This window comes from Vandammella animalimorsus, assembly GCF_002288875.1.
GTDB lineage: Bacteria > Pseudomonadota > Gammaproteobacteria > Burkholderiales > Burkholderiaceae_C > Lampropedia > Lampropedia animalimorsus.
Genome location: NZ_NTBH01000010.1, coordinates 1 through 24,389, shown reverse-complemented (window position 1 = coordinate 24,389; position 24,389 = coordinate 1). Strand labels below are relative to the sequence as shown.

General features: G+C 61.0%; 23 protein-coding genes and 2 pseudogenes. 10 read left to right on the top strand and 15 right to left on the bottom strand.

Going from position 1 to position 24,389, the window contains the following annotated elements:
- Nucleotides 1–145 precede the first annotated feature (145 nt).
- Nucleotides 146–1,432: a lactonase family protein gene (locus CLI93_RS12705; RefSeq protein ID WP_095542980.1), complete on the top strand. Its 1,287-nt coding sequence runs from the start codon at nucleotides 146–148 to the stop codon at nucleotides 1,430–1,432.
- Between the two features lie 99 nt (nucleotides 1,433–1,531).
- On the opposite strand, the pseudogene efeO (CLI93_RS12700) reads toward CLI93_RS12705, so the two are convergent.
- The 4 genes and pseudogenes from efeO (CLI93_RS12700) to efeU form a co-directional block, all read right to left on the bottom strand.
- Nucleotides 1,532–2,380 (bottom strand): annotated as a pseudogene (efeO, locus tag CLI93_RS12700) (iron uptake system protein EfeO); the annotation flags it as partial.
- Between the two features lie 34 nt (nucleotides 2,381–2,414).
- Complete coding sequence (gene efeB / locus CLI93_RS12695) at nucleotides 2,415–3,821, bottom strand: iron uptake transporter deferrochelatase/peroxidase subunit (RefSeq protein WP_095542979.1); 1,407 nt, start codon at nucleotides 3,819–3,821, stop codon at nucleotides 2,415–2,417.
- 64 nt (nucleotides 3,822–3,885) lie between these two features.
- A complete protein-coding gene (gene efeO / locus CLI93_RS12690; protein WP_095542978.1) occupies nucleotides 3,886–5,106 on the bottom strand; it encodes an iron uptake system protein EfeO in 1,221 nt (406 codons plus the stop codon).
- 38 nt (nucleotides 5,107–5,144) lie between these two features.
- A complete protein-coding gene (gene efeU / locus CLI93_RS12685; RefSeq protein ID WP_095542977.1) occupies nucleotides 5,145–5,975 on the bottom strand; it encodes an iron uptake transporter permease EfeU in 831 nt (276 codons plus the stop codon).
- Between the two features lie 193 nt (nucleotides 5,976–6,168).
- Here efeU and CLI93_RS12680 point away from each other — a divergent pair, with 193 nt between their 5' ends.
- The 9 genes from CLI93_RS12680 to CLI93_RS12645 all read left to right on the top strand — a co-directional run bounded on the left by CLI93_RS12680 (nucleotide 6,169) and on the right by CLI93_RS12645 (nucleotide 16,793).
- The gene (locus CLI93_RS12680; RefSeq protein ID WP_238945880.1) at nucleotides 6,169–8,691 is read left to right on the top strand and encodes an ATP-dependent helicase; all 2,523 of its coding nucleotides are present in this window, start codon (nucleotides 6,169–6,171) and stop codon (nucleotides 8,689–8,691) included.
- 28 nt (nucleotides 8,692–8,719) lie between these two features.
- Entirely contained in the window at nucleotides 8,720–9,670 is a 951-nt protein-coding gene (locus tag CLI93_RS12675) for a LysR substrate-binding domain-containing protein (RefSeq protein ID WP_095542975.1), read from the top strand.
- Nucleotides 9,671–9,813: 143 nt separating this feature from the next.
- A complete protein-coding gene (gene tcuA, locus CLI93_RS12670) occupies nucleotides 9,814–11,238 on the top strand; it encodes an FAD-dependent tricarballylate dehydrogenase TcuA (RefSeq protein WP_095542974.1) in 1,425 nt (474 codons plus the stop codon).
- A gap of 5 nt (nucleotides 11,239–11,243) precedes the next feature.
- The gene (gene tcuB / locus CLI93_RS12665) at nucleotides 11,244–12,434 is read left to right on the top strand and encodes a tricarballylate utilization 4Fe-4S protein TcuB (RefSeq protein WP_095543009.1); all 1,191 of its coding nucleotides are present in this window, start codon (nucleotides 11,244–11,246) and stop codon (nucleotides 12,432–12,434) included.
- 41 nt (nucleotides 12,435–12,475) lie between these two features.
- On the top strand, nucleotides 12,476–13,459 hold the full coding sequence (locus tag CLI93_RS12660; protein WP_095542973.1) for a Bug family tripartite tricarboxylate transporter substrate binding protein: 984 nt from the start codon (nucleotides 12,476–12,478) through the stop codon (nucleotides 13,457–13,459).
- A gap of 231 nt (nucleotides 13,460–13,690) precedes the next feature.
- Complete coding sequence (locus CLI93_RS15220) at nucleotides 13,691–14,011, top strand: hypothetical protein (RefSeq protein WP_172424316.1); 321 nt, start codon at nucleotides 13,691–13,693, stop codon at nucleotides 14,009–14,011.
- A gap of 22 nt (nucleotides 14,012–14,033) precedes the next feature.
- The gene (locus CLI93_RS12650; RefSeq protein ID WP_095542971.1) at nucleotides 14,034–14,906 is read left to right on the top strand and encodes a formylglycine-generating enzyme family protein; all 873 of its coding nucleotides are present in this window, start codon (nucleotides 14,034–14,036) and stop codon (nucleotides 14,904–14,906) included.
- Nucleotides 14,872–15,291, top strand: a complete 420-nt coding sequence (locus CLI93_RS15000) for a hypothetical protein (RefSeq protein ID WP_143326429.1) — start codon at nucleotides 14,872–14,874, stop codon at nucleotides 15,289–15,291. The genes CLI93_RS12650 and CLI93_RS15000 overlap by 35 nt, the downstream gene beginning before the upstream one ends.
- The gene (locus CLI93_RS12645) at nucleotides 15,288–16,793 is read left to right on the top strand and encodes a CoA-acylating methylmalonate-semialdehyde dehydrogenase (RefSeq protein ID WP_095542970.1); all 1,506 of its coding nucleotides are present in this window, start codon (nucleotides 15,288–15,290) and stop codon (nucleotides 16,791–16,793) included. Before CLI93_RS15000 ends, CLI93_RS12645 begins: the two co-directional genes overlap by 4 nt.
- A 151-nt stretch (nucleotides 16,794–16,944) precedes the next feature.
- On the opposite strand, the gene CLI93_RS12640 is transcribed toward CLI93_RS12645, so the two are convergent.
- The 11 genes and pseudogenes from CLI93_RS12640 to CLI93_RS14980 form a co-directional block, all read right to left on the bottom strand.
- Nucleotides 16,945–17,214, bottom strand: coding sequence for a hypothetical protein (locus CLI93_RS12640; protein WP_476726713.1), 270 nt, complete (start codon nucleotides 17,212–17,214; stop codon nucleotides 16,945–16,947).
- A 440-nt stretch (nucleotides 17,215–17,654) separates the two neighbouring features.
- Nucleotides 17,655–18,125: a tetratricopeptide repeat protein gene (locus CLI93_RS12630; protein ID WP_172424315.1), complete on the bottom strand. Its 471-nt coding sequence runs from the start codon at nucleotides 18,123–18,125 to the stop codon at nucleotides 17,655–17,657.
- A complete protein-coding gene (locus tag CLI93_RS12625) occupies nucleotides 18,122–19,027 on the bottom strand; it encodes an RHS repeat domain-containing protein (RefSeq protein WP_476726712.1) in 906 nt (301 codons plus the stop codon). Before CLI93_RS12625 ends, CLI93_RS12630 begins: the two co-directional genes overlap by 4 nt.
- 78 nt (nucleotides 19,028–19,105) lie before the next feature.
- Complete coding sequence (locus CLI93_RS14995) at nucleotides 19,106–19,570, bottom strand: hypothetical protein (RefSeq protein ID WP_143326428.1); 465 nt, start codon at nucleotides 19,568–19,570, stop codon at nucleotides 19,106–19,108.
- Nucleotides 19,571–19,691: 121 nt separating this feature from the next.
- Nucleotides 19,692–20,366: an RHS repeat-associated core domain-containing protein gene (locus tag CLI93_RS12620; protein ID WP_095542966.1), complete on the bottom strand. Its 675-nt coding sequence runs from the start codon at nucleotides 20,364–20,366 to the stop codon at nucleotides 19,692–19,694.
- 48 nt (nucleotides 20,367–20,414) lie between these two features.
- Nucleotides 20,415–20,651: a hypothetical protein gene (locus tag CLI93_RS12615; protein WP_095542965.1), complete on the bottom strand. Its 237-nt coding sequence runs from the start codon at nucleotides 20,649–20,651 to the stop codon at nucleotides 20,415–20,417.
- A gap of 1 nt (nucleotide 20,652) precedes the next feature.
- Nucleotides 20,653–21,855: pseudogene (locus tag CLI93_RS12610) on the bottom strand (RHS repeat domain-containing protein); the annotation flags it as partial.
- 27 nt (nucleotides 21,856–21,882) lie between these two features.
- Nucleotides 21,883–22,227 (bottom strand): hypothetical protein, encoded by a 345-nt coding sequence (locus tag CLI93_RS14990; RefSeq protein WP_143326427.1) that lies wholly within the window; start codon nucleotides 22,225–22,227, stop codon nucleotides 21,883–21,885.
- A gap of 1 nt (nucleotide 22,228) precedes the next feature.
- Nucleotides 22,229–23,338 (bottom strand): RHS repeat domain-containing protein, encoded by a 1,110-nt coding sequence (locus CLI93_RS12605; protein WP_476726711.1) that lies wholly within the window; start codon nucleotides 23,336–23,338, stop codon nucleotides 22,229–22,231.
- 14 nt (nucleotides 23,339–23,352) lie between these two features.
- Nucleotides 23,353–23,706: a hypothetical protein gene (locus CLI93_RS14985; RefSeq protein ID WP_143326426.1), complete on the bottom strand. Its 354-nt coding sequence runs from the start codon at nucleotides 23,704–23,706 to the stop codon at nucleotides 23,353–23,355.
- A gap of 107 nt (nucleotides 23,707–23,813) precedes the next feature.
- A complete protein-coding gene (locus CLI93_RS14980) occupies nucleotides 23,814–24,209 on the bottom strand; it encodes a hypothetical protein (RefSeq protein WP_172425554.1) in 396 nt (131 codons plus the stop codon).
- Nucleotides 24,210–24,389: the final 180 nt, after the last annotated feature.

The following is a 24,389-nucleotide window of genomic DNA, read 5'->3' as shown; positions in this document are numbered from 1 at the left end:
CCACCACGGCCCGCCTGCGTAACATAGGGCCTGCTTGGCCTGCTTGGCCTGCTTGGCCTGCTTGGCCTGCTTGGCCTGCTGGGGCCTTTTCTTTGGCTCTGGGCAGGCCGCTGCCAGGCGGAAACCCCTTGAAGGAGAGAGCCCCATGCACAGCAATTTCTCATGGCCCTGGGCCACCTTGATTGCCATTGCCCTGACCGCCTGCGGCGGCGGCAGTGATGTGTCCGATACCACCGCCCCGTCGCCCGCCCCGCCCCCTGCGCCAGCGCCGGCCCCAGTGCCGCCAGGCGGGCTGGAAGTGGTGCTGGGCAATACCGCGTTGCCCCAGCCCTATTGCCAGCAGCCCGATATTGAGGGAGAGGGGCAGCGCACGCAGTTGGCCGGCACCATTGATCGCATGGTGTTCTTCGATGGGCAATTGCTGCTGCTGGACAACCACTACCCGCAGGGCATGTGCCCGCAGCCGCAGCAGAATTCCTACATCCGGCGCGTGCGCGATGGCCTGCCCGAGGCCCTGGTGCGTGGCGGCGGCTACGCCACGGCGGGACAGCAGTATGTGATCTACGGTCATGCTGGCGGCCTGTACCGGGATGGCAGTGGTCAATGGCATGTGCTGAGCCACTCTGACGCCATGCCCATGGACAACCAATGGCGCATGGTCGATGCGCAATGGCCTTTTGGCGTCGGTGCCGCGCAGCATTTCAGATACCACAACGGCCCAGGCATCGTGGCCTACGATCCGGCGCAGAGCTTCGTCGGCCTGCAGCGCGTGGCGGGCGAAACGCCCGCGCCCCCTTTGGGGCGTCCCGCCATCACCCCGCGCCTGCAGGATGGGCAGGGCCATGCGGCCGCCTTTTATGCCCCGCACGCCCTGGCCGTGCGCCAGGATGGCCTGAAGTTCTTCATCGATGCCGGCCGGCTGCGCACGGTGGATGCGGCCCTGAACGTGCAAACCCTGGACCATGCCAGCCTGGGCATTCGCGGCGCGCTGCTGGATTTGACGGCCGATGCGCAAGGCCGCATCCACGCCCTGGCGCAAGAGGGCCAGGGCGCTTACGCCTGGCACCGCCTGGACGATGGCCGCGTGCAGCGCTTTGCCATCAGCGATGGCATAGACGCCACCCATGCCAGCATCAGCGCCACGGGCACGGCGCTGTACGTGGCCTTGCGCCAGCAAAGCGCCAATCTGCGCGACCCCTGGCGCGTGGATTGGTCCTCCATCTACCGCGTCACGCCCGATGGCGTGCAAGTGGTTGTCGGCGGGCCGGACATCCCGCAGCAGGCCGCGCAGTACCTGGCCCAGCCGCGCCAATACCGCCTGCCCAGCGTGCGCCACATCGCCCTGAGCCCCGATGCCCAGCACCTCTACATCGCCCTGCCCAAGGCCGTGCTGCGCCTGAAGCTCGATGGCGCTGCAGCAGGGCAGCCTTGAAAGCCCATCCCCCAGTCAAGGCCAGAATTTCAACGGCCCCAATCGGGGCCGTTGTGCCGTGGGCGTGGCGCGCCAGTTGCGGCCTGAGGGCGGCGGGAATCAGTTCAGGCCGAGCTTGCCGCGCAGGGTGGAGAGGTCTTCGGCCAGCTTGTTGATGGCGGCGGCCATGACGGTGCGGTCTTTGTCGCTGAGCTGGTCGTAATCGACATAGCCCTTGCCGTCCTTGGCCTCGTATTTCTTCAGGATGTCGAAAACGGTGTTGAAGTTCTTGTCCACTTCGGCCAGGAAGGGTTTTTCCTTCTCGGCGATGAGCGGGCGCACGAGTTCGACGATTTTGTAGGAGCCATCGACGTTGGCCTTGAAGTCCCACAGGTCTTTCTTGCTGTAGCGGTTTTCCTCGCCGGAGATTTTGGTGGCGGCCACTTCTTCCATCAGCACGGCCGCGCCGCCGACGACGATCTCGGGCGGGAAGGTCAGCTTGGCGATGCGCGATTGCAGCTCCTTGACATCGGCCAGCAGCTTGTCGGCCACGGGCTTGACGTCGTCAGCGGTTTTCTTGGCCCAGAGGCTGTATTCGATGCGGTGAAAGCCGGGGAAGGCGGGGTCTTTCTCGGCGCCTTCGTAGTCGTCGGCGCGCGAGTCGATGGCCACGTCCAGGTCGCTGAACAGCTCGGCGATGGGTTCGACTTTTTCATAGCTCACGCGCGTGGGGGCGTAGAGGGTTTTGGCTTTTTCGACATCGCCGGCCTTGACGGCTTCGACGAAGGCGCTGGTGTCCTTGACGAGCTGGTCAACGTTCTCGCTGACGTAGAGTTTGTATTCGGCAATGGGGGCCACGAGGTCGAGCGCGGCGGCCTTGGCCTGCGCGAAGACGTTGCCCGCCAGGGCGGCCAGTGCGGCGGTGGCGATGAGGTGTTTGAGGGTCATGGTCAAGTCTCCTGGCTGGCGTGCAGCCGTTGGGGTGGGGAAAAACGGTTTGGCCTTAGCTGGCTTTTTGCGAGCCCTGACGCACGGCGGCGATGAGGGCGCTGCCCAGGTAGTCGCTGTTGCCTTGCACGCCGGGCAGGGTGAAGAAGTAGCCGCCGCCGACGGGTTTGATGTATTCCTCCAGCGGCTCGCCGTCGAGCTTGCGCTGCACGGCGATGAAGCCTTGCTCCAGATCGGCCTGGTAGCAGATGAACAGCAGCCCCTGGTCAAGCTGGCCGTTCTTGGCGATGCCGTTGGAGTAATTGAAGGGGCGGCGCAGGATGAGGTGTTTGTCCGATTCGGGCGTGCGCGGGTTGGCCAGGCGGATGTGCGAGTCCAGCGCGGTGATCTCGCCCTCGGGGTCTTTGCTGTAGTCGGGCACCTGGAATTCGGTGGCGTCGCGCTGGTCCAGCGGCGCGCCGCTCATCTTGGTGCGGCCGAAGATTTGCTCTTGCTCGTTGAGCGGGGTGCGGTCCCAGCGCTCGACGAAGTTGCGGATGATGCGCACGGCCTGGTAGGTGCCGCCGTGCGCCCAGGCCGGCTCTTGCTGGCGCTGGCTGTCCACCCAGACGATGCGGCGCATCAGCGCGTCGTCGTCGGCGTTGGGGTTGGCCGAGCCGTCGCGAAAGCCCAGGAAGTTGCGCGCGCTCTCGACGCTGCCGTCGGGGCCGGGGGCGATGATGGGGACGTTGCCTTCTTGCTTCCAGCGCGGCACGAGCTGGTCGCTCAAGTTCTTGATGATGTCGCGCAGGGCGTGGATGGTGGTGTCTTGCGTGTTGGCGCAGATTTGCAGGCTGATGTCGCCGTGGCAGAGGGCGGCGTCCAGCGCGTCGTTGGGAAAGCGCGTCATGCGCTGCAATTGCACGGGCTTGTGCGGCGCCAGCCAGGGGCGATCGTCAAACAGCGAGCTGCCCAGCGAGACGGTGATGGTCAGCGCATCGGGCGCGATGTCGGGGCCGAGGATGCCCGAATCGGCTGGCGGCAGCAGCGGGTCCAGCTCGGGCGGCGTGCCGCCCTGGGTGAGGAACAGGGCGCGCTCGGTCAGGCGCCGCAGCAGGCGCTCAAGCTCATCGGGCGTTTCGGCCAGCGCCGCAAAGCTGGCGATCATGCCGTTGGCCGGGCGCGCGGTGGTGATGCCCGCCTGGTGCGGGCCGAAGAAGGCCACGCGGTCTTGCGGCGAGGCGCGGTGGCTGACGGGCGCATCGGTGACTTTGCCCGAGCCTTTGGGGTCGGCCGCAGCGCCTGCGCTGGCGGCGGCCTGGTGGGCGCAGCCGCCCAAGGCGGCCGAACCCAGCCCGGCCAGCCCGGCCAGGCCCAAGCCCTTGAGCGCCTGGCGGCGCGGCAGGGCGGGGCGGTCGTTGTCGGGGGTGGGGTTTCCGGCGGTGGGGTTGTGGGGGGTTGCCTGGGATGTCTCGCGTGTCATGGCATGGATCCGTGGGTATGAAAAATGGGTGCGCTGGCTGGCGTGCCTGTTGGTGATGGCCGGCTTACTCCAGCCCCAGCGCAGGGTTGATCTGGGCGATGGCGTCGGCCAGATCGCCCAGCAGGGCGCTGAGTTGGGCGCGCTGCTCGGGCGTGATCTGGGCGTAGGGCGGCCAGCTTTTTTCGGCATCTGCTTGGCCTTGCGCCTGCACTTGCAGGGCCTGCAGCGCGGCGCGCACGGCGGCAAAGCGCTGCTGCACCTGCGCGGCCAGCTCGGGCTGCGCGCCTTGCAGCAGCGGGCTGGTGAGCAGGACGATTTTTTCCATGCCCTCCAGGTTGGCGTGCACATCGGCCAGGTCGGTCTGGGCATAGGGGTTTTCGCCTTGCGCCAGCGCGCCTTCTTGCAGGCGGTGGATGAGCCAGAGGGCGCTGTCGCTCAAGTCCTCGGGCTTTTGTTGCAGCTCGCGCAGGCGGGTTTTGAGGGCATCGGCATCGGCGGCCAGTTGCTGGGCTGCGTTGCTCAGGCCAGCGGCGCTGCCTTGCTGGAACAGGGCTTTTTCCAGGCGGTGAAAGCCGGTGAAGGCGGGGTCGTCCTCGCGCTGGGCCAGGTAGCTGGCCTGCGGGTCGATGCGCGCTTCCAGATCGGCAAAGCGCCCGGCCACGCCCTCGATGCGCTTGTAGGCCGCGCGCGCTTGCAGCCAGTGCGTGCGGGCGGCGCTCACATCGCCCGCCGCAACGGCTTCGGCCAGGGCCAGGGCCTGCTTGTGCAGCGCGCCCGATTGCATGATGAGGTGCACGCGGCTCTCCGACAGCGGGCCGATGAAGGCTTCGATGGGCGGGCGCAGGCGCTCGGCCTCGGACGATGCGGTGGGCGTGACGGTGAGGCTGCCGCGCGGGTTGGACAGCAGGCCACAGGTGATGGCGAAGCTGCCGGGGCGCAGCTTGACGGTCAGCAGCGAGTGAAAGCCCGGCGCGATGTTCTCGCGCTCGGCCACGACCATCACGCCGTCGAGGATCTCCCACTCCAGCGGGCGGCGCGAGGCGTTGTGGATCTCGAACGTGGTCACGCCCGCAGGCAGGGTGAAGTCGGCCGGCTCGCAGGTGGCGTCGTTGACGATGACCTTGTGCGTGTGGCCACGCTCAGGCCCCTTGGCCGTGCGCGTGGCGTAATAAAACAGGGCGATGGCGGCCACCACCAGCAAGGCCGAGAGCGCCAGCGCGACGTAGATGAATTTGCCGGGGCCAGGGGCGCTGGCCGGGGTTTGAGGGGCGGCGGTGGGCTGCATAGGCGGTTTGAAAAAGTGGGCTGGTGGGGGGGGTCGATTCAGGCAGAGCGGGGCGGGGCCTCTTTCACCGGCTGCAAGAACAGCGCCAGCGCGGGCACGAGGTAGAGCAGCCAAGCCAGCGCCTCGCCCCAGGTGGGCGATTCGTGGTAGCCCAGCAGGCCCGAGAGCACAGTGCCCGTCACGCTGGCATTGGGCAGGGTGCGGCTTAAATCCCACACCGGCGCTTGCAGCCAATTCCACACGCCCGCCTCGTGCAGGTTGCGCACCACGCCCGCCATCAGGCCCGCAGCGACGAACAGGATGAAGATGCCGGTGTAGCGAAAGAACTTGTGCAGGTTCAGCCGCACGCCGCCCCAGTAAATGCCCAGGCCCAGCGCCACGGCTACGGCAATGCCCGCCAGCGCGCCCAGCGGCGCGGCCGGGCCGGGGCTTTGCTGGAAGATGGCCAGCAGGAAGAACACCGACTCCAGCCCCTCGCGCGCGACGGCGAAAAACGCCATGCCGATCAGCGCCCAGGCCCCGCCCTGGCCCCGGCTGGCATCCAGCGCGGCGTCGATGCCCGCATGCAGCTCGGCCTTGAGCGAGCGCGCCGCGCGCCGCATCCACAGCACCATGTAGGAGAGCACGCCCACGGCCACCAGACCGACGATGGCCTCGAACAGCTCCTGCGTCTTCTGCGGGAACTCGCGCCCGGCCAGCAGCACGGCAGCGCCGGCCAGCAGCGACAGGGCCACGGCCAGCAGCACGCCCACCCAGATGGCGGGCAGCCATTGCGCGCGCCCCGTCTGGCGCAGGTAGCTGGCGATGATGCCCACGATCAGGGCCGCCTCCAGCCCCTCGCGCAGCATGATGAGAAATGGTGCAAGCATGAAAAACGTTCCCGAAGTGCAGGGCAATGGCGCCTGTGGCCGGCGCATTCTACGGGGATGACAAAGCCAATAAGAACAGATTGCATTCGCTTTCTTGGTCGATGCCAACCCGGCCCAGGCGCACGACGAGGCGTAGCAGCCAAGGCGAGCGGGGGGCTGGGCTGTCTTGGGCCGGGGCATACAATCGCCGGCCATGAGCTTGCCCCAGATGGATTTCTCAACGCCCCGCCCTGCGCCCGATGCGCCGCTGCTGGCCGGCCTGAACCCCGAGCAGCGCGCGGCCGTGACCTTTGCCGGCGGCAACGCCCTGATCCTGGCCGGTGCAGGCTCGGGCAAGACGCGCGTGCTGACCACGCGCATCGCCTGGCTGCTGCAGACCGGCCAGGTCTCGCCCGCCGGCATCCTGGCCGTGACTTTCACCAACAAGGCCGCGCGCGAGATGGTCGCGCGCCTGTCGGCCATGGTGCCGGTGTCGGTGCGCGGCATGTGGATTGGCACCTTCCACGGCCTGTGCAACCGCATGCTGCGCGCCCATGCGCAGACCGTGGGCCTGCCGCGCCAGTTCCAGATCCTGGACGTGCAAGATCAGCTCTCGGCCATCAAGCGCCTGCTCAAGGAGCAGGGCGTGGATACTGAATTGCAGCCGCCCAAAAAGCTGCAATCCTTCATCAATCACTGCAAGGAAGAAGGCCTGCGCGCCGGCGACGTGCCCGCGCGCGATGCCGAGTCGCGCCAGCGCGTGGAGCTGTATGCGCTGTACGAGCAGCAGTGCCAGCGCGAGGGCGTGGTGGACTTTGGCGAGCTGATGCTGCGCAGCTATGAGCTGCTGCGCGACAACGCCGCCGTGCGCCAGCACTACCAGCAGCGCTTTCGCCATGTGCTGATCGACGAGTTCCAGGACACCAACCGCCTGCAATACCAGTGGCTGCGCCTGATCGCCGGCGCCAGCCTGCCCGGCAGCAGCGCCGCCGCCCAGGGGCAGGCTGGCAGCGTGGTGGCCGTGGGCGATGACGACCAGAGCATTTACGCCTTTCGCGGCGCGCGCGTGGGCAACATGGGCGACTTCGTGCGCGAGTTCGGCGTGGTCGCGCCCATCAAGCTGGAGCAGAACTACCGCTCCTACAGCCACATCCTCGACGCGGCCAATGCGCTGATCGCACACAACCGCCAGCGCCTGGGCAAGAACCTGCGCACCGACCAGGGCGCGGGCGAGCCGCTGCGCATCCACGAAGCGCCCAGCGACGGCGCCGAGGCGCAATGGATCGTCGATGAAGTGCGCCAGCTGATGCAGATCGACGGCTTCGCCCGGCACGAAATCGCGCTGCTGTACCGCAGCAACGCGCAAAGCCGCGTGCTTGAATCGGCGCTGCTGGCGGCCAATGTGCCCTACCGCATCTATGGCGGGCTGCGCTTTTTTGAACGCGCCGAGATCAAGCACGCGCTGGCCTATCTGCGCCTGCTGGAGAACCCCAGCGACGACACCAGCTTTTTGCGCGTGGTCAACTTCCCCGCGCGCGGCATCGGCGCGCGCACGCTCGAAGCCCTGCAGGACGCCGCGCGCGCGCAGGGCCTGGCGCTGCACGCCGCCGTGGCGCTGCTGCCGGGCAAAAGCGGCGACAAACTGCGCGGCTTCACGCAGCTGCTGGAGCAACTGCGCCAGGACAGCGCCAGCCTGACGCTGCGCGAGCTGATCGCGCTGATGCTCGAGCGCAGCGGCCTGATCGCCCACTACCAGGGCGAGAAGGACGGCGTGGACCGCGTCGAAAACCTCGAAGAACTGCTCAACGCCGCCGAGAGCTTCATCGTGCAGGAAGGCCATGCCGGCAGCGCCCGCCCGCAGGACGAACAAGGCCAGCCGCTGCGCCAAAGCCCGGCCAGCCAGGGCCTGCAGGGCGATGCGCCACTGCAGTTTGACGCTCCGCCGCCCTGGCAGGAGCAGCAGGTGCAGCAGCCAGCCGCGCTCGATGCCCAGGCGCTGTCCTTCTACGACGCCGACACTGGCGAGGCGCTCACACCGCTGGCTGCCTTCCTCAGCCACGCCGCACTCGAAGCGGGCGACAACCAGGCCCAGGCCGGGCAGGACGCCGTGCAACTGATGACCGTGCACGCCTCCAAGGGGCTGGAGTTCGACGCCGTCTTCATCGCCGGCATGGAAGAAGGCCTGTTCCCGCACTACAACAGCCTGAGCGACCAGGATGGCCTGGAGGAAGAGCGCCGCCTGATGTACGTGGCCATCACCCGCGCGCGCAAGCGCCTGTACCTCAGCCTGGCGCGCGAGCGCATGCTCAACGGCCAGACACAGTACAACCCGCCCAGCCGCTTCCTTGACGAGCTGCCTGAGCACGCCGTGCGCTGGCTCACCCCGCCGCGCAGCGCCACGCCCCAGGCCAGCCTGGGTTGGGGGGCGCGCGCTGGCGGCAGCTGGCATCAGCCCCGCCAGCCCGCGCCTTGGGACGCCCCGCCAACGGCGGCGTCAACCACGGCGCCTGCCGCCACGCGCCATCGCCCGGGCCCCGGCGCGGCGGCCAGCAGCCCCAGCAACGCCGTCAGCCACGGCCTGCACGTCGGCCAGCAAGTCTTTCACGCCAAGTTCGGCCAGGGCCAGGTGCTCCACATCGAAGGCCAGGGCGCCGACAGCAAGGCCAAAGTCCACTTCGCCCGCCACGGCACCAAGCTGCTGCTGCTGAGCGTGGCCAAGCTGACGCCGCTGGCCTGAAAAGTCACACACTAAGGCTGGTGCGCGCATGGAACTGCGGCAATTGCGTTATTTCGTCCGCGTGGTGGAGCTGGGCTCCATGAGCGCGGCTGCGCAGGACTTGGGGGTGGCGCAATCGGCCATCAGCCAGCAGCTGAGTCGGCTGGAAGGTGAGCTGGCGGTGCGGCTGCTCAAGCGCACGACCCAAGGCGCATTGCCCACGGAGGCTGGCCTGGCATTTTTCAAGGAGGCGCAGCTGGCCCTGCGCCACGCGGGGCAGGCCGTGCACAACGCACAGCAGGCGCGCCTGGCCGGCGCCATCAGCGTAGGCTTGCCGACGACGACGGCAACGATATTGGCCCTGCCCTTGATCCATGCCATGCGGGCGCGCTATCCAGACGTGCGCCTGCTGCTGACCGACGGCATGTCTGGCCATCTGGCGCAAATGCTGCAGGCGCGCGCGTTGGACATGGCCATTCTGTTTGACTCCACCGCGCTGGATGCCTCGGCGCGCCAGCGCTGGCAGGCATTGTCCTTGCTGGATGAGGAGTTGTTTTTGTTCCGCTCCCGTGCCAATGCCCAGGGCAGGCATGCACTGCCTGCGGCGATTTCGCTTTCGGCGCTGGAGCATGAGCCCTTGATATTGCCCACGGGCCACCACGGCTTGCGCAGCACCTTGCAGGCGGCTTTCCGGCAGGCGGGCATACAGCCGCGCGTGGTGATGGAGATCGACTCGCTGCACGTGGTGATGGCCGCCGTGGCCGAAGGCCTGGGCTCGACGATCCAGCCCTGGGCTGCATTGGGCCGGGTGGAAGAGCCAGCGCGCCGCTATGCATGGGCGCGCATCGAGGATGCGGGCGCCATGCGCTCGAACTTGCTGTGCTGCCTGCCGGGCGAGGAGCTTTCGCCAGCAGCGCTGGCCGCGCGCGTGGTGTTGCAGGAGTGCGTGCGCCAGCTGGTGTCATCCGGGCGTTGGCTGGGCACGCGGCTGAAGCTTTGAGGGGGGCAGGCGTTGCCTATCCGCCCTGGCTGCAGCCATCGGTTTTCGTGATACCCCTATCGTGAAGAGGCCCTGGCACCTGCTGTGCGTGCTTTTGATAATGGGCGCCCCACGGTGAACAACCAACCCACGAAGAGGTTTCCATGCAAGCCGATGTGCTCGTCATCGGCGGTGGCAACGCTGCCCTGTGCGCCGCGCTGATGGCGCGTGAAGCAGGAGCCAGCGTGCTGCTGCTTGAAGCTGCGCCCAAGGCCTGGCGCGGCGGCAATTCCGCCCACACCAGAAACCTGCGCTGCATGCACGATGCGCCGCAGGATGTGCTGGTGCAGGCCTATCCGGAAGAAGAGTTCTGGCAAGACTTGTACAAGGTCACGGGCGGCAATACCAATGAACATCTGGCCCGCATGGTGATCCGGGCCTCTTCCACCTGCCGCGGCTGGATGCGCCGCCATGGCGTGCGTTTTCAGCCGCCGCTGTCGGGCGCCTTGCACGTGGCCCGCACCAATGCTTTTTTCATGGGTGGGGGAAAGGCGCTGGTCAATGCCTACTTCCGCAGCGCGCAGCAACTGGGGGTGCAGGTGCGTTATGAGGCGCCGGTGGAGCGGCTCGAAATCGAGGCAGGCGTTTTCAAGGCCGCCTGGTGTAAGGGGCAGCGCATCACGGCCAAGGCTTGTGTCCTGGCCGCAGGTGGGTTTGAGTCCAATCGCGCCTGGCTGCGCCAGGCCTGGGGGCAGAACGAGCAGGGTGAATGGCCTGCGGACAATTTTCTGATCCGAGGCACGGCCTTCAATCAAGGGGTGCTGCTGCGCCACATGCTGCAAGAGCACCGGGCAGATGGCATCGGGGATCCGACTCAGGCCCACATGGTGGCCATTGATGCGCGTGCGCCCCTGTACGACGGCGGGATTTGTACGCGCATCGATTGCGTTTCCCTGGGGGTGGTGGTGAATCGGCAGGCCCAGCGCTTTTACGACGAGGGGGAAGACTTCTGGCCCAAGCGTTACGCCATTTGGGGGCGGTTGGTGGCTCAGCAGCCAGGGCAGATCGCCTATTCGATCATCGACAGCAAAGCCATCGGGCGCTTCATGCCGCCGGTGTTCCCTGGCGCCAGGGCCGATACCTTGGGCGAACTGGCGGCCCAAATGGGCCTGGATGCGGCGGCTTTTGAGGAAACCATTGCCGCCTACAACGCGGCTTGCCAGCCCGGGCACTTTGATCACACCGTGCTTGATGACTGCCACACACAGGGCATTGCGCCGCAGAAATCCCATTGGGCGCTGCCGCTGGATCGGCCGCCTTTCTACGGCTATGCGCTGCGCCCCGGCGTCACCTTCACTTATCTGGGCCTGAGAGTGGACGATACCGCTGCTGTCCGTTTTGACGACCGGCCCAGCGCTAATCTGTTCGTGGCCGGGGAGATGATGGCCGGCAATGTGCTGGGCAAGGGCTATACGGCTGGGGTGGGCATGTCCATCGGGACGGCCTTTGGCCGCATCGCAGGCCTGAATGCGGCGCGGGTTGCCCAGGGGCTGCCAGTGCAAAGCGGCCCAGTGCGGGATATGGAGTGAGCGCCATGCAAGCCATCGACGCATTGACACAGCAGGCCAGGAATCTGGCCAATGCACAGCCCGTACCGATGACGCCGGCAGAGCAGGAAGTGGCTCGGGTGCTGCAAATCTGCAATGCCTGCCGCTACTGCGAAGGGTTTTGCGCAGTGTTCCCGGCCATGACCCGCAGGCTGGAATTCGCCAGGGCCGACGTGCACTATCTGGCCAATCTGTGCCACAACTGCGGCGCCTGCTTGCATTCCTGCCAATATGCGCCACCGCATGAATTCGCCATCAGCATCCCCAGGGCCATGGCCGAGGTGCGGCAACACACCTATGCCGCTTACGCCTGGCCCGCGCCATTGGGGCGGCTTTATGAGCGCAATGGCCTGACGCTGAGCCTGGCGTTGTTCGCTGCGCTGACGCTTTTTCTGCTGCTGTCCATCGTCTGGGCAGGCCAGGGGTGGGGCGTGCTTTTGGGGCGGGCGGACCTGGGCGGCAATTTCTACAACCTGTTTCCACACAACCTGCTGGTGGGGGTGTTCGCGCCAGTGTTTCTTTTTGCCGTGCTGGCGCTGGGCATGGGGGTGCGCCGCTTCTGGAAAGACATCAAGCCCGCCACCAGCGGGGCCGACCTCACTGCTGCGGCCACCTTGGAGTCGACGCACGACGTGCTGAAACTCAAATATCTGGACGGCGGGCATGGCGATGGCTGCCCCAACGAAGACGACGCCTTCACCCTGTCTCGGCGGCGCTGCCACCACCTGACCTTCTATGGCTTTTTGCTGTGCTTTGCCGCCACATCTGTGGGCACGCTCTACCACTATGTGTTTGGCCTGGTTGCGCCCTATGACCTGCCCAGCGTGCCCAAACTGCTGGGTGCCTGTGGCGGGGTGCTGATGATGCTGGGCACAGGTGGCCTGTGGCGCTTGCATCGTCGGCGCCATCCCGAGCACATCGCGCGGTCGCAAAAGCCCATGGACCTGGGCTTCATTGCCCTGCTGTTTCTGGTGGCGGCAACGGGCATGGCACTTTGGCTGGGGCGCGCCACGCCGGCATTGGCTGCGCTGCTGTGCCTGCATCTTGCGGCCGTCATGGCGCTGTTCCTGACCTTGCCCTACGGCAAATTTGCGCACGGAATTTTCCGCACCGCCGCGCTGCTGCGCCACAACACGGAAAAACGTCGTCCCAATCCGGTGGGCTTGGGCGCGGATTGATTTTTCAATGAACTGGCACTGCAAGCCAGAAGGAGACCACGATGAAACGACGACATGCGCTTGCCGGCGCAGCCCTGGCTGCGACCTTGCTGGGCTGGGGGCACAACCCGGCGACGGCACAAACATTTCCGCCCCCGAAACCCGTGACCATGGTGGTGGGCTTTGCGCCTGGCGGCGCTGCCGACATGGCGGCCCGTCTGATTGCCAGCGAGCTGGGCGGCCTCATTGGGCAATCGGTCGTGGTGGAAAACCGCGCTGGCGCTGGCGGCAACATCGCCCATGCCTTGGTGGCCAAAGGCCCCAAGGACGGCAGCATGCTGCTGTTCGGCTCGGTGGGGCCATTGACGATTTCGCCCCACCTGATGAAGCTCAATTACGACCCGTTCAAAGACCTCGCGCCCGTCTCCGGTGGGGTGCATTTCCCCAATCTGCTGGTGGTGCACCAAGGCACGGGCATGAAGCGCTTTGCCGACTTCATTGAAAAGGCCAAGGCACAACCCGACACCGTGGAGTACGCATCTTCCGGGGCAGGCTCGGCCTCGCATCTGACCGGGGTTTTGCTGGGCCAGCGTGCCGGCGCAGCCATGGTGCATGTGCCCTACAAGGGCGGAGCGCCTGCTTTGCAGGACGTGCTCGGGCAAAGGGTGACGGCGTACTTTGCGGCGCCGCCCACTGCCATGCCCTATGTGGTCACCGGTCAGCTGACGGCCTTGGCAACGACGGGCTTGACGCGCCCAGACTACATGCCAGATGTACCCACAGTGGCTGAATCCGGCTTCCCCGGATTCGAAGCGCTGAACTGGTACGCCTTTGTTGCGCCAGCCGGCACTCCCGATGCCGTGTTGGAGCAATGGAATGCGGCCATCGTGCAAGTGTTGGACAAGCCGGCCGTGAAGGATTCCTTGAAAAAGCACGGCTTGACGCCCCATCCCACGACCCGCCAGGGGCTTGCCGACTTCATGCAGGCGGAATACGACAAGTGGGGGCAGGTGGTCAAGGAGGGCAATCTGGCTGCAGCGCGATAGAACCAGTTCGGCATCTCGGTGCGAGAGAGCAAGAAGTGGTTTGCGATAAATGTCGAGAGCAAACCATCCCAAGCTCTGCAGATATGCGTGCGATGCTGCGATTGGCGCAGCACTGCCCAAAACCACTTCTTGCCTGCTTGCGCTGAGGTTTCGAACACCCACCATAAAAAGCGTGTTGTCGCGCAAGTTGCAGTGATTTTCATATAGCTACAATCACTGCCCCATGAACACATGGAACACGCAGCACGCAGCACGCAGCACGCAGCACGCAGCACGCAGCACGCAGCACGCAGCACGCAGCACGCAGCACGCAGCACGCAGCACGCAGCACGCAGCACGCAGCACGCAGCACGCAGCACGCAGCACGCAGCACGCAGCACGCAGCACGCAGCATTGGATCTGCGGGCGCTAAAAGTTCCCTTTTGGCAGCATTTTTTTCACGCTGCTTTGGTGTGCCCGTGCGAGCTTTTCTACAAGCGGGCGTTGGTGTTTGTGCTGGTGGTGATGGGGCTTCAGGCCAGCGTCCAGGGCGGTTTGACCGGTGCCTTGTGATGGCCGGGGCGCAGGGGCTGTGATGCGCCGACGATGGCATGCCGGACCTGCTGCCGGGGGCTGGAAGGCCAGCGCTCTGGCGCTGGGGTGTTGGGGGCTGGCCCAGCCGGTGCTGGCCCAGCCCGGGGCCGCCTTGCCGATTGAGATGCAGGCCATCCCAGCGGGGCATTTCGTCATGGGCTCTTGCCTGCCTGTCGTTGGCCTGCGCCGCAACGTGGCGCAGGCCAACGGTTGCCGCACGTCCGATGTGCATGCCCATGAAGATGAAGGCCCTCGGCGCCAGGTGTCGGTGCCGGCCTTCCAGTTGGGCAGGACGCCGGTGACGCTGGGCCAGTTCCGGCAATATGTGAGCGCGGCGGGGCGCGATGATTTGCTGACGCCAGACTTTTTAAGCAGCAATGCCTATGGCGACAACGCCCCTGTGGTGTGGGTGAGCTGGCAGGATGCGCAGGACTTCATTGTTTGGCTGAACCAAACCCAGGGCGGCGGCTGGCGTTTGCCCAGTGAGGCTGAGTGGGAGTACGCCTGTCGCGCGGGCGGTCAGTACAGCCACTGTGGCGGCAGCGATTTGTCGGCCCTGGGCTGGTACGACGCCAACAGTGGCGGTCAGCAGCAGGCTGTGGCGCAAAAACTCCCCAATGCCTTTGGCTTGTACGACATGAGTGGCAACGTTTGGGAGTGGGTGCAGGATTGCTGGGTCGACAGCTACCAGGGCGCGCCTACGGATGGCAGTGCGTGGCTGGCTGGGAATTGCCCAAAAGATCGGCGGTCGCTGCGCGGCGGCTCCTGGGGCGGTAGCGCCAGTGCTGCGCGTGCGGCCAATCGCTTTGAAAACAGTGCTGTCATGCGCTCGCACTACTATGGATTTCGCCTGGCGCGCAGCCTGGAGCCTTGATGCCGCTTGGCCGCAGGGCGATGGGCTTTGGGGTTTTTTGAGATTGAGCATTGCGGCGGTGTTTCGGTCAAAAGTCCAAGGCCACATCGTTGGAAACGCTTGCAAGGCGTTCAACCTTGCAAGCGTTTTCGCCTTGCATCTGCGGCTTTTGCCTCGAAAAACCGCTTCGCAAACCCAATCGCAACAACCCCTAGCAAGGCTTGTCCCCCAGCGGACTGGCCCGCTGACCGGCTGGGCCGCAGCGCGCCTTGTGGTGCCGCACAATCCGTTGCAGGCGCAGTGCCCAGTGGCAGTGGCGCAATCTCTGGTTTTCTTTTTCCAACTTGGTGCGATGCCGCGCCGCGAGGCGGCGCGATCGAGCGGTTTTTTCAGGAGACAGGCATGACGCAACACATCGGACATTTCATCGCAGGCCAGATTGAGCCGGGCAGCGGTGCGCGCAGCGGGGCGGTGTTCAACCCCTCCACGGGGCAGGAGATCGCGCGCTGCGACTACGCCGATCGCGCCACGCTGGACCGCGCCGTGGCCGTGGCCACCGAGGCCGGGCGGCGCTGGGCGCGCGCTTCGCACGCCACGCGCCAGGCGGTGATTTTCAAGCTGCGCGAGCTGATGATTGCGCGCACCGATGCGCTGGCCGAGATCATCGGCCGCGAGCACGGCAAGACCCTGGCCGATGCCAAGGGCGAGATCGGCCGCGCCATCGAGGGCATCGAGTTCGCCGTCAATGCGCCGCACGTCACCAAGGGTGAGTTCGCCAGCAACGTTGGCGGCGAGATCGACGTGTTCTCCATGCGCGTGCCCATTGGCGTGGTCGGGGCGATCACGCCGTTCAACTTCCCCATCATGGTGCCGGCGGTGATGATGACCATGGCTGTTTCGGTGGGCAATGCCGTGGTCTGGAAGCCTTCGGAGAAAGTGCCCAGTGCGGCGCTGGAGTTCGCGCGCATGTGGCAGGAGGCCGGCCTGCCCGACGGGGTGTTCAACGTCGTGCAGGGCGACAAGGAAATGGTCGATGCCATCCTGGAGCATCCTGGCATTGCCGGCGTGAGCTTCGTAGGCTCCACGGCGGTGGGCGAGTACGTCTACCAGAAGGGCACCTCGCACAACAAGCGCGTGGCCGCGTTCACGGGCGGCAAGAACCACATGGTGGTCATGCCCGATGCCGACCTGGAGGCCGCCGCCAGCGCCTTCGTGGCCGCAGGCTATGGCTCGGCCAGCCAGCGCTGCATGGCCGTGTCGCTGCTGCTGCCGGTGGGGCAGGAGACCGCCGAGCGCCTGCGCGCGCTGGTGGTGCAGAAGATCGGCCAGCTCAAGGTTGGCCCTTACGACGATCCGCAGGCCGACTACGGCGCGGTGGTTTCGGCGCAATCGCGCGATGCCGTGCTGCAGGCCATCGAGCGCTGCATCGCCGAGGGCGGCGAGCTGGTGACCGATGGCCGCAGCCTGAAGGTGCCTGGCTGCGAGGGCGGTTACTACATCGGGCCGACCTTGTTCGATCGCGTCACCACCGATATGCACCTCTACCGCGAAGAAGTGTTCGGCCCGGTGCGCGCCATGATGCGCCCGGCCACGCTGGAGGAGGCCATTGCCATCACCAATGCCCACGAATACGGCAACGGCGCGGTGATCTTCACGCGCGAGGGCAAATCGGCGCAGCGCTTCATGAGCGAGGTCGAGGCCGGCATGATCGGCGTGAACGTGCCCGTGCCGCTGCCTGCGGCTTACTTCAACTTTGGCGGGCTGCGCCGCTCCAAGTTCGGCGATGGCCACCTCTACGGCCCGGATGCGGCGCGCTTCTACACCAAGATCAAGACCGTCTCGCAGCGCTGGCCCGAGCCCGACCAGGGCGGCGGCGGCATGTCGCTGGCCTTCAATCCCAAGGCTTGAAAGACTGTCCTCGAAATCCTTGCGCCGCGCTCATTCCCTGGATCGGGTGGTCTGCTGCGCCCCACAGCCTATCCAAGCCTGGGGCGAGTGTTACTCGTGGTGAGTTTGAAGGCAATCCCTGAAATTTTTTCGGAACCCTATGCGGTCTGCATCAGGGTGGGGCGTTGCCCTGGCCGGCGTAGATGAACAGGCTGCGCAGCTGGCCTTGGGCGTCCAGTTCGGCCAGGGGGCGCAGCTCGTCCAGGTAGATCAGGCGGTATTGCTGCTGGCCGTTCTTGCGCTTGCCGATGCGGCGGTTCAGGGGGTCGATGTCGTAGTCGATGCGCTGGCCGCCGGGCAGTTGCACTTGGCGCAGGTTGCCCAGGGCGTCGCGCTGGTATTGGTATTCGGCGGGAATGCGACATATAGAGGTTTTATCTATGCGATAGTCCGGGATTCAACGCTTGCGGAAAAAAATCAACAAAATTTTTCTTTGAAATAAATTTCCTATGTGTATGAGACAAAGGGTCTTGAGAAGCCAATAAATGTCCACAAAAAAACCCCAAGAAACAATCTCACCCTATTCTTGAAAAAAAATTTCCTAAACAAGATAAAAGGCAGCAAAATCATTGCCGAAAAAAGCGACCACTCCAAGTTTGTGTGAATCATATAGAATATTGGACCGATTGCTATGAAAAATATCATTTCAAAGAGTTCAGCGGGATTTTTTCGCTGAGCGAGCTTGAATATTATTAACGAAAGGGCTGGCGAATGGATGAGTAAAAATACAATGCCCCATGATCTAATACCCCAAATAGGTTGATTCTGCGAGGTTTTCATTTGAATTTCATGGAAAATCCAAGGAGATATCTTGTCATTAATTCAATAGTCAGAAGACTCATGCAATAGCTTTAGTCGCTCTTGGGCTGCTTCGATGGAGGCCTCAGGCACCATTTTGCCACCAGCACTCAAAACCATTTGATAAAATTTTTTTGCGAGAGGCAAGTTATTCTCTTTTAGAAATATTTCGGCAAGCATAAGAGCGGAATCATGCGCCCCCATCTCAATGGCCTTAAAAAGATATTTTTTTGCTTTCTCGTTATCACCTTTTTGGAAGTAAATAATACCAATATTGTTGGCCCCAGAAGCATCTCCATGCTCCATGCAATTATGATAATGATGCAAGGCTTTCCCTTTATTTCTTTTGACTCCAATTCCGTAGTCATAGCAATAGCCAAGGTTAAGTTCGCAAGAAAGATCCCCCGCAAGCGCGCCCTTCAAGTAGAGGCGGAAAGCCTTGCGGTATTTTCCTTTGCTTTCTGCGTCGTGAGCTTTCCAGAAGAAATCTTTCATTTCGCGACCCATCCTTTGCATGGGTCCCAGTCATAATAGCAATCCATTGTGGAGCATGCCAGTTCATTCGGAATTAATGGCCACGGAATAATGATCTCCAATAGCTCCAAATCAATCCATCCATTTTTCTTTTTTTGAGCCTCGTCAAAGCCTGGTGGCTTGGGTTTTGTTTTGGTTTTTCCATTTGCATCTTTATAGATTGCTTTGTTGGGATTGTTGGGGTCCTGTGTCATATGCTTAAATGGATTATTCGTGCCATCAGGCCGCGCTGTTCTGTTGCGCTCACCTCTTCTCGGCCCGCCAAACCTTGCCAGCCCCTCCGGATCCACAAAATTCACCGGATCCTGCAACACATACCCGTAGAGGTTGGAATCCCCACCATCAAACAAGATGGGATCCTTGGCCGTCCATCTGCCCGTTTCTGCGTCGTAGTCTCTTGCGCTAAAGCGGGTCAGGCCGGTGTCTGGATCGTACAGGCCACCAGCAAACCCAAAGGGCTGGAAGCCTGGCTGGCTGTCGTGGGTGATGCGGCCCCAGGCGTCGTAGTCGAGGCGCTGGCCGATCTGGCCCGTCTCGGCATCGATGACCAGGCGGATGCTGCCCAGGTGGTCGGCGATCAGACGCCAGGTTTTGCCTTCCCTGAGCATCAGCGTCGGGGCGTTGCCCTGGCCGGCGTAGATGAACAGGCTGCGCAGCTGGCCTTGGGCGTCCAGTTCGGCCAGGGGGCGCAGCTCGTCCAGGTAGATCAGGCGGTATTGCTGCTGCCCATTCTTGCGCTTGCCGATGCGGCGGTTCAGGGGGTCGATGTCGTAGTCGATGCGCTGGCCGCCGGGCAGCTGCACTTGGCGCAGGTTGCCCAGGGCGTCGCGCTGATATTGGTATTTGGCGGAGAGATGACATATAGCGCTTTTTACCTGTGCAATTGTCTGGAATGCGACACTGTATAGAACTGAAGCAGCCTAGCGCGACAAGCAGGATTGTTATTTTTTTGTTAGACATTCTTTCATTTTTTCAATGAACTGCATTCTTGCGGTACAGTCTTTCTCTTTGAATAAAAGCCACTCCATGAGCCAATCCTCATTTTTCCCAAGTCGCATCAATAGGCTTATGCAACAAATATCAATTGAAAAATGGGAGTTCTTTTGTATGAGCGGACCAAGACTGCCAGAAAGCCTTTCAATAACTCCAACATCTGCATAAGGAAGAATTTTTGCAGTCAAATAATATATGCTTCCGTCGTTGCCATTTTTTAATGTATGTTCGATTCTATTAAAAATGGGTTGATCTTCTAAGTCGCTGACTATCTTTCTTGCTAGGATTTTCGAAACCGGCGTCTCGAACCCAGACTTAAACCAGCCAAAAATAAAATTTAATTTCTTCTCGGTATACTCCAGGCGATTTATGAATTCTAAAGCGCCTACCTCGTCGTTTCTGTCCTTGATCATTTATTCACCCCTTTTGCTTTTGGTTTTGGTTTTGAATGGATTTTGTAATGCTATAAACTGACTCGTACAAAAGAGCGATTGCAAAATAATCTAATTGGCTGTCAAGCTTCGATCTTAAGATTTATTCTAATCCACCAGACCGAAGGAAGGATCTCGGCACACCACCTCTCAGGCTTTGCATCTGTCCTATCCTCATAATTTGATTAATCGTTGGCTTTCCAGTGTGAAATATTTCCCTATTTACTCTATAAATAAATTTCTTCTCGCCGTCTGTAAGTCCTTCGCAAAACCTCCTCACTTCTTTACTTTTATTGTAGAGATCTCGGTCTTTTTCTGTGAGAGGCTCCCATGTTTCCGTGGATATTCTTATGTCCCTTCCATTTTTATCATAAATGTGGACATGATAGTTTCTTCCCTCACCAGCCCTGGCATGCTCATTCCCTCCCGCAGGCTGCCCTGGATAAGCATCCACGCGAATTTGCCCATCCACATATATGGTTAATAGCCCCTCCGGATCCACAAAATTCACCGGATCCTGCAAAACATAGCCATAGAGGTTGGAGTCTCCACCATCAAACAAGATGGGATCCTTGGCCGTCCACCTTCCCGTTTCTGCATCGTAGTCTCTGGCCCCAAAGCGGGTCAGTTGGGTGTCTGGATCGTACAGGCCGCCGGCAAACCCAAAGGGCTGGAAGCCCGGCTGGCTGTCGTGGGTGACGCGGCCCCAGGCGTCGTAATCGATGCGCTGGCCGATCTGGCCCGATTCGTACCGGTGCTGACACGAATGATGGATCATCGCGCTGGGTTGGGAATGGGCAGGTTTTACTGATTTTTATTCGGATTTTTATTCGGATTTTTTATTTTTGATTATTTTTAGCGCGGATCGAATGAATATAAAAAATCCAATTATTATCATAAATAATGATAATGGAGCAAGCATGGAGGCAATGGTTTCGTAACGCGTCTTAATGGCTTCATTTATATTGGGGTTGGCGGTGATTAGCCAGGCGTAAAAGTAGGCTATATAAAAACCAAATAATCCAACAACAATAATAATAAGGGAGGTAAAAATCTTTTTCATACTACCTCCTGCATGAATCAATCACGCTGTAGGCGAAAGATTGGCATTGATTGAGAGGCGTCCACCTACCTGTAGGCTGGCCTGTTGAAATTTTTCTCTCTACGCAATCTATGTCGATGGTGGGTGACGTCGGTATGCACGAGGCATCGTCAGATTCAGATTGTCCAGAGTGATCCTTCACCACCGTCTGACTGTATGGTTTGTCTGAGCACTGTTGGCCTGGGATTTCACATTCGCCTCCCATGCCTGCCTCTAGGTTTGGGGTTTTTATCCATGCGTGATATGGAATAAATTTTCTAATAAATCCTAAACCATCGATATCCACAGGTCTGAAGCAAATCATCACAGGAGTCGGCTCTCTCCATTCCGAATAAGGAATTAAGCGTGGTGCTCTCCAACCGCTATTCGCCAATCCACTCGGATCCACAAAATTCACCGGATCCTGCAACACATAGCCATAGAGGTTGGAGTCTCCGCCGTTGAAGAGGATGGGATCCTTGGCCGTCCATCTGCCCGTTTCTGCGTCGTAGTCTCTTGCGCTAAAGCGGGTCAGGCCGGTGTCTGGATCGTACAGGCCACCCGCAAACCCAAAGGGCTGGAAGCCCGGCTGGCTGTCGTGGGTGACGCGGCCCCAGGCGTCGTAGTCGAGGCGCTGGCCGATCTGGCCCGTCTCGGCGTCGATGACCAGGCGGATGCTGCCCAGGTGGTCGGCGATCAGACGCCAGGTTTTGCCTTCCCTGAGCATCAGCGTCGGGGCGTTGCCCTGGCCGGCGTAGATGAACAGGCTGCGCAGCTGGCCTTGGGCGTCCAGTTCGGCCAGGGGGCGCAGCTCGTCCAGGTAGATCAGGCGGTATTGCTGCTGCCCATTCTTGCGCTTGCCGATGCGGCGGTTCAGGGGGTCGATGTCGTAGTCGATGCGCTGGCCGCCGGGCAGCTGCACCTGGCGCAGGTTGCCCAGGGCGTCGTAGTCGTAGCGGGTCTGGCCTGCGGCGCTGGTTTTGGCTTGCAGGTCGCCCGCTGGGCTGTAGCTGTAGTGTTGGTCTTTCCAGGTCAGCAGCCGGTCTTGCGCGTCGTAGCTGGCAATGGGCTGGCCGTTTTCGTGGGTGCGGTTGCCATTGGCGTCGTAGGCCCACTCCGTGCGCTGGCCGTCCACGGTGTGGGCCAGCAGGCGGGCGCTGCTGTCGTATTCGTAGTGGTGCTGGCGCTGCTGGTCCGGTAAAAATTCTGCAAGTCATTCTTCACAAGGGTAGAAATTGACTTCCAAGTCTGCTCCTAATTTTCCAATAAGCGACAGTGAATGATTCATGATCTCAGTTGAGAAAAAGGCCACTCTGTCAGACGGATAGACGAAAAATGCAATTCTGAACAATTTTCGTCCGAAGCCAGTCATATTGATGCTCGATATTTTCTTTAGAAAATCATCTATCATTTCCTCAAGGTAAAGATTACTTTCATTCTGATATGTGATTATGATATAGCGATCATTTTTCTCAACAGCAATCCCCTGAATTGCTGGGGATTTACCAAGTTCCTTGGCTCCTTTGCCAAAACAAGAGAGGGAAATTTCAATATTCATTTCAATCTTTCTGGATCCATGTTTTATTGCAAGGATCCCATCTGTAATGACAATCCATTGTTGAGCAAGCAAGCTCTCTGGGATAAAGGAACCAAGGCATTAGCATTTCACCAATAGATTCAATGCCACCCTTTTGCTTTTTTTGTATGGATTGCCACTCTTGAAAGTAAGTACGAGCATCTTCTTCTGGGACCATTTTCGTTTTAGGGTCCTTTAAGGCCTGCATTTCTTTGCCGCCATCCAATCGATGAAACCAATGCCAAAACTCTTTGGGAAGACCATAAAGCTTATCCCAAGGCCCTGTACCCATGGGATCTAGTCCATTCACCGGATCCTGCAACACATAGCCATAAAGGTTGGAATCTCCGCCGTTGAACAGAATGGGATCCTTGGCCGTCCATCTGCCCGTTTCTGCGTCGTAGTCTCTGGCGCCAAAGCGGGTCAGGCCGGTGTCTGGGTCGTACAGGCCGCCGGCAAACCCAAAGGGCTGGAAGCCCGGCTGGCTGTCGTGGGTGACGCGGCCCCAGGCGTCGTAGTCGATGCGTTGGCCGATCTGGCCGGTCTCGGCGTCGATGACCAGGCGGATGCTGCCCAGATGATCGGCGATCAAACGCCAGGTTTTGCCGCCCCGCAGCATCAGGGTAGGGGCGTTGCTGCGGTCTGCGTACACGAACAGGCTGCGAATGTTGCCCTGCTGGTCGAACTCGGCCAGCGGGTGCAGCTTGTCGAGAAACAGTAGGCGGTATTGCACCTGCCCGTTCTTGCGCTTGCCGATACGGCGGTTCAGGGGGTCGATGTCGTAGTCGATGCGCTGGCCGCCAGGCAACAACACCTGGCGCAGGTTGCCCTGGGCATCGTATTGGTAGCGGGTCTGGCCCTGCGGGGACGTTCTGGTCAGCAAATCGCCAGCAGGGGTGTAGGTGTACTGGTTGTCTTTCCAGGCCAGCAGCCGGTCTTGCGCGTCGTAGCTGGCGATGGGCAGGCCGTTTTCGTGGCTGCGGTTGCCATTGGCGTCGTAGGCCCACTCCGTGCGCTGGCCGTCCATGGTGTGGGCCAGCAGGCGGGCGCTGCTGTCGTATTCGTATTGGTGCTGGCGCTGCTGATCGAGCAGACGTTCGTGTGTCCTCAGCTGAATAAGCGAATCGCGCGGCCATTTTCAAATTTGTATTGCGGCGGCTGGGCGGGAAGAATTCTCAGTGTAGGAGCTGATACAGCATAAATGATTTTCAATATTAACCCAACTCCATTGTTGGAAGGGCGGCTAATAATAGCATCTCTTGAAAAAATAATATCATGCTCTATTTGACTCGGAATATCGAGGCAGGCGATCGAAATATCCTCTGCAGCCAAGCTGATACTGATTTTTGCGAGATGGGTTTTAAGGATTTTTTCCAGGGATAAATGCTGCTCTTTTCTTAAGTCAACTTCGTAAGAAAGTTCAATCATTCCGCTTGGTGCAAGACTGATTTCGGAAAGCATGGTCTCATTGAAATGAATGCCGCTTGGGTGTCTTTTTTCCAGCTCCCGACTATTGGCCAAGGAGTCAAAGTTGTCTAAATGGATTGACATAAAATAATTGAAATCAACTACAGAGGGTAGACTGGCGCGATATTGAAAACGAGTGATCCAGGAACGAAGAAGATCTCCAAATAGGGACTGCTTTCAGAGCCGCTTGATCTGCAGATGATTTTTTCCTCATCAAAAACACCATCATCCATACCCCCATTCAAGTAACATTGAATATTGATGAGTAATTTTTTGAATTCTGCAGATATTTTTAATTCTGCCAGACTTGATTCGAAATGTCTTTTCAGACCCTGATGATTCTTGAGGTCTACTACAAAAGTGATTTCTATGGAGTGGGCGTCCTTGATAGATGCCTTGGAGAAGTATGATTCATCAAAGCGAATGCCATCTGGAAAATTTTCGAGCAACTCATCTCGGTTGGAGAAGGGCTGAAAATTCTTTATCATCAAGGGCATTCTACGCTTACCATCGGGACGTAGCACGACCCGCAATCAAAGTTTTCATCTTTTATTGATCAGAAATAAAAAAACTTGAAATAAAAGCTTCAATCTGCAGATAATGTCTTATGGAAATGATCGACATGAGAAAGCTGAGCCCTGAAGCGCGGCAAGAGCGGCGCAGACAGGTCATCAAAC

Bases quoted from the DNA above. Each gene is read 5' to 3' on its own strand.
- CLI93_RS12645 (WP_095542970.1), top strand. From the start codon at position 15,288: ATGACGCAACACATCGGACATTTCATCGCAGGCCAGATTGAGCCGGGC.
- efeO (WP_095542978.1), bottom strand. From the start codon at position 5,106: ATGCAGCCCACCGCCGCCCCTCAAACCCCGGCCAGCGCCCCTGGCCCC.
- CLI93_RS14980 (WP_172425554.1), bottom strand. From the start codon at position 24,209: ATGCCCTTGATGATAAAGAATTTTCAGCCCTTCTCCAACCGAGATGAG.
- CLI93_RS12620 (WP_095542966.1), bottom strand. From the start codon at position 20,366: ATGATCCATCATTCGTGTCAGCACCGGTACGAATCGGGCCAGATCGGC.
- CLI93_RS14995 (WP_143326428.1), bottom strand. From the start codon at position 19,570: ATGATCAAGGACAGAAACGACGAGGTAGGCGCTTTAGAATTCATAAAT.
- CLI93_RS12660 (WP_095542973.1), top strand. From the start codon at position 12,476: ATGAAACGACGACATGCGCTTGCCGGCGCAGCCCTGGCTGCGACCTTG.
- tcuA (WP_095542974.1), top strand. From the start codon at position 9,814: ATGCAAGCCGATGTGCTCGTCATCGGCGGTGGCAACGCTGCCCTGTGC.
- CLI93_RS12675 (WP_095542975.1), top strand. From the start codon at position 8,720: ATGGAACTGCGGCAATTGCGTTATTTCGTCCGCGTGGTGGAGCTGGGC.
- CLI93_RS12615 (WP_095542965.1), bottom strand. From the start codon at position 20,651: ATGAAAAAGATTTTTACCTCCCTTATTATTATTGTTGTTGGATTATTT.
- CLI93_RS14990 (WP_143326427.1), bottom strand. From the start codon at position 22,227: ATGAATATTGAAATTTCCCTCTCTTGTTTTGGCAAAGGAGCCAAGGAA.
- CLI93_RS15220 (WP_172424316.1), top strand. From the start codon at position 13,691: ATGGAACACGCAGCACGCAGCACGCAGCACGCAGCACGCAGCACGCAG.
- CLI93_RS12630 (WP_172424315.1), bottom strand. From the start codon at position 18,125: ATGAAAGATTTCTTCTGGAAAGCTCACGACGCAGAAAGCAAAGGAAAA.
- efeU (WP_095542977.1), bottom strand. From the start codon at position 5,975: ATGCTTGCACCATTTCTCATCATGCTGCGCGAGGGGCTGGAGGCGGCC.
- CLI93_RS12650 (WP_095542971.1), top strand. From the start codon at position 14,034: ATGCGCCGACGATGGCATGCCGGACCTGCTGCCGGGGGCTGGAAGGCC.
- CLI93_RS12705 (WP_095542980.1), top strand. From the start codon at position 146: ATGCACAGCAATTTCTCATGGCCCTGGGCCACCTTGATTGCCATTGCC.
- CLI93_RS15000 (WP_143326429.1), top strand. From the start codon at position 14,872: ATGGATTTCGCCTGGCGCGCAGCCTGGAGCCTTGATGCCGCTTGGCCG.
- efeB (WP_095542979.1), bottom strand. From the start codon at position 3,821: ATGACACGCGAGACATCCCAGGCAACCCCCCACAACCCCACCGCCGGA.
- CLI93_RS14985 (WP_143326426.1), bottom strand. From the start codon at position 23,706: ATGCTTTCCGAAATCAGTCTTGCACCAAGCGGAATGATTGAACTTTCT.
- CLI93_RS12680 (WP_238945880.1), top strand. From the start codon at position 6,169: ATGAGCTTGCCCCAGATGGATTTCTCAACGCCCCGCCCTGCGCCCGAT.
- tcuB (WP_095543009.1), top strand. From the start codon at position 11,244: ATGCAAGCCATCGACGCATTGACACAGCAGGCCAGGAATCTGGCCAAT.